At 48.7% G+C, this 3,652-nt stretch carries 3 protein-coding genes; 1 reads left to right on the top strand and 2 read right to left on the bottom strand.

The features are described from left to right. Together RMO35_RS14970 and RMO35_RS14975 are read right to left on the bottom strand one after the other, a co-directional pair. On the bottom strand, window positions 1-485 hold a 485-nt coding region (locus tag RMO35_RS14970), incomplete at its 3' end, for an FHA domain-containing protein (protein ID WP_309742129.1). A gap of 26 nt (window positions 486-511) precedes the next feature. Beyond that, on the bottom strand, window positions 512-2,533 hold the full coding sequence (locus tag RMO35_RS14975) for a hypothetical protein (RefSeq protein WP_309742130.1): 2,022 nt from the start codon (window positions 2,531-2,533) through the stop codon (window positions 512-514). Between the two features lie 512 nt (window positions 2,534-3,045). Between RMO35_RS14975 and RMO35_RS14980 the strand changes: the two genes are divergently transcribed. Further along, the gene (locus tag RMO35_RS14980; RefSeq protein ID WP_309742131.1) at window positions 3,046-3,543 is read left to right on the top strand and encodes a CRR6 family NdhI maturation factor; all 498 of its coding nucleotides are present in this window, start codon (window positions 3,046-3,048) and stop codon (window positions 3,541-3,543) included. Window positions 3,544-3,652: the final 109 nt, after the last annotated feature.

Raw genomic sequence — 3,652 nt, forward strand, 5'->3', positions numbered from 1 at the left:
CCACCTTGTCCCAAGGTTTTGAGGATCTGATATTGGTGGATCTCATGACTGAAGGCGATCGGTTCGCCGCAGTGCTGACAAAAAAGAATGTTGGGTGGATTGTCTGAATGTTTGCAGATTGCTGGCTGGACGGGGCTGGGGGGGGCGCTCGGGGCGCTCGCGACAACATCTAGCTCGATCGTCAGTAATGCGCCTTCAGGCGAGACCTTGACCCGATCGCCAGTAGTTAATAATACCCGCTCGATCGACAGATCGTTAACTAAAGTCCCATTGGTGCCTTGATTGCTGAGTTCCCAGTAGCCCCCACCTTGCCGCAAGCTGGTATAGGAGATCGTGGCGTGCAGCCGCGAAATCGACGGTCGATCGATCGCGATCTCCCGTTCTGGCGATCGCCCGATCTGAATTGGTGTGGGTGGAAAAAATTGCCACTGCTGTAGGATGTGAGTCTCCCGCTCGTCCCACAGCGAAATCTGAATATTTTTCATGTAGCCAGTGGCAACTTAATTATCGACTAGTTACGTGCCGAACGTGGTGTCAGCAGCATTCGCCAATCAGCGACATAGGCACGAGCATCGCTATAAATCAGACTGCGCCGACCGATGGTGGCAGCAAGCTCGATCGCGCTGGTAATCTTGCCCTGCCGATAAATACTAATAGCACGATCTAAGGTGTGGCGATCGGCAATTTCTTGTAGTTCGAGGTTCCAGTAACGGACTTGGGATTGAGCATCTTGATAAAGCGCTCTCCCCGGAGCGATCTGATTTGCGATCGCCACGGCTTGAGTAAAATTACCTTTACTAGCTAGCGCCATCGCATTGGCAAGGATCGGACGGTCTTCGATCGTCTGTATTTTTTCATTCCAGTTGGCAACATAGCCGACGATTTCTTCACCCAATGGTCGATCTTCGGTAATCTTTCCAGCTAACCGCACGGCGGCTTTGAGGTTTGCGAGGGATTCACCTTTACTGATGATTTGTTTGGCTTTTGCCAAGATAATCCGATTGTCGATGGTTTCAATTTGGCGATTCCAAGTCGAGATCTCACTTTGGATGGATTGACCGACTTCACTTTGAGCGGGAATCTGTTTGGCAGTCTGGATTGCGAGTGATAGAGTAGCAGGTTGCTGGAAGCTGGCGATCGTTTTTGCCCACTGGAATTGGGTTTGGTGCTTGAGCATTCCTTCCCAGTTGGAGCGTTTGGTGCGAGCTATGGTATAAATCGCGCTAGTTTTGGGGATTTTTTTGACTTGGGCGATCGCATCCATCATCGCTAGCATGTGTCGCTTACCCGCCCAGACATGCGCCCGATTGAGTTTGACCCAATCTTGTGCTTCGGCATAGACCGACGTGTCTTGAGGCACTTTTTGGACGATCGCGATCGCCTCATTAAAATTCTGCGCTTTGTACGCGCTGATACTCAGGTTGACTAAATGCTTGCTCCATTTACTCCGCAGGATTTGCCCCTCTTGATAGACATAGGTCGTAGAGTCGATCTTGTTTGCCAGTTTCAGCGCCGCGACGATCGGCGCTGGATCGTTAGGTAATGGTGGTTCGGCGATTTGTTCCCTTTTACCAGCGGCTTTGACAGCGAGTTCGATCCGCTTGGCGCGGGTATTGTAGTCATCGCTATCTTTGTTTACCAGCGTATCCTTCGCCTCTTGAAGTTTATCCCAAGCGTCACGCTCTCGGGCGAGCTTAGCAGACATTTTATCGTACTTGAAGCTGCTCCAATAGCTGCCACGCATCTTCTGGACGGTTTGCAAGACCACAAAGGCTTGATTCCAGTCCGCAGTCTGCATGGCGCGATCGAATTGACCATCGATTTTGGCACTGTCTTGAGCTTGCAGCGACCACTTGGAGATCGATTCTTGGGCGCTATCGTAGCTGGGGCTGGTCGTGGGGACGATTTTCAGCGTCGCGATCGCACTTTGGATCTTGCCTTCATTGAGCTGCTTGCGCCCGATCCGGATCAGGTCTTCCGACCAGGATTTGAGCAGCCGCTGGGATTCCCCATAAAGTGGGTGTCGATCTGTCCAGCCTCTAACTAGCTCGATCGCACTACGCAGCTTGGGAATTTCTTTAGTTTCAGCACCGACTTGAGCGCAGTACAGCCGCTCGCTATCTGTCGAGACGGGAATTACCCCTTGACAACTTGGCGTTGGCGGTACTGCAATCAGCAATAGGTAACTAGTAATCCCCGTACCACCCACCATCGCCGCCAATACGGCCCAAAATGCCGACAGCGGATCGAGCGTGACAGTAGGTAAATTCAGCTTGCTAATCGGTGCGACAAGCTCAGTAAATAAGTCGCGATCGGGAATATTCCTAATTGCGGATACTTCCAACCGATCGTCGTCTGGATCGTCAGCAGGCAGATAGCTACCCCTATGCGTTAGTTCGCCATCGCTCTCGATTTGATGACCTTTGACTTCGACAGAAGTTGCCGAATGGTTCGCTGTGGTTTGTGGCGATCGGAATTTTTGCCAGAGGGTATTTAACTGCGCCTCAATTTTGTTATGCTTGCTGTCTTGCATTATTGTTTTAATAAATAAATATAAGTTGTTAGTGCGACTGTAAAAATGTCTTTTATAGTTAAAATCTAGATATTACTCACTCGAAATTGACGATAATCCTTATTACTTAAGTTACTCAAGATTGAGAGCTAGGCAGATACACTGTCTATATTTGACAATATAGATACCACAAATTTGAAATTATTAGTGTTTTACTCACCTTATTTTAATAGTTTGACAAACTTAGCAGCGATTGCCAACATTTTAAGTATTTTCACTTGTCGGTTGAACCTCGTTCCATTCGCGAAGCGTCTGCCTGCGCAGAGAGCCTATGCCAACGGCGATTGCCGTTCTCAGTCGTTTGAGTCGCATGAAATTGTATAGCCATAGGCTAATAACTGGCTGTCAAATCTCTGTTAAAGTACAGACACAGGGATTTGTTGCCAAATAATAACATCATTAGCGATCTTTGAAACTACGGTTAGTAGCCGTTAGATATTTGCTACTTGTCAAATTTATAACAACTTGAGAATATGACGACTTTGAAGATTAGCGATCGAGCACTCCTGAGCCTGGACTTATCAGAGATTGCGCCATCGATCGATCGCTGGTTGGCGACTGAGGCTAAACAATTCGACCTAGATTTAACACTCGCGATCGAATACGATCGAGATCCCCAAGATCCGCGCGAGCTATCAGAAATCGCCGAAGTCCGGCTGTGGTTTATCCGTCTCGATGCCTGCTATCCATACCTCCCACTGCTCCTCGATTGGCAAGCGGGCGAACTTGCCAGATATGTGGCGATGTTAGTTCCCCATCAATTCAGCCGCAAAGACGGGATTCAGTACAATCCTGAAGCTCTAGAAATCTGGGTAATGTACCGAGTGTTTTTGTTGACAGATTGGCTGCAACATCGCCAGATCGAGGATCGATCGCGGCTGAAATTTATGACGCAAATGTTAGGTTACGAACTAGATGATGGCTTATTTGAATTATTAGAATCGCCAGATAAAGACACCAACGAACATTAGTCCCAACCCCCCAACCCCCCAACTCCCCAACTCCCAACTCCCAACTCCCAACCCCCATCTCAACCAGAATGAAAGCACAAGTATTTCGTGGCGTCAATCGGCTCAGTTA

It is taken from the genome of Chamaesiphon sp. OTE_20_metabat_361 (genome assembly GCF_031364565.1).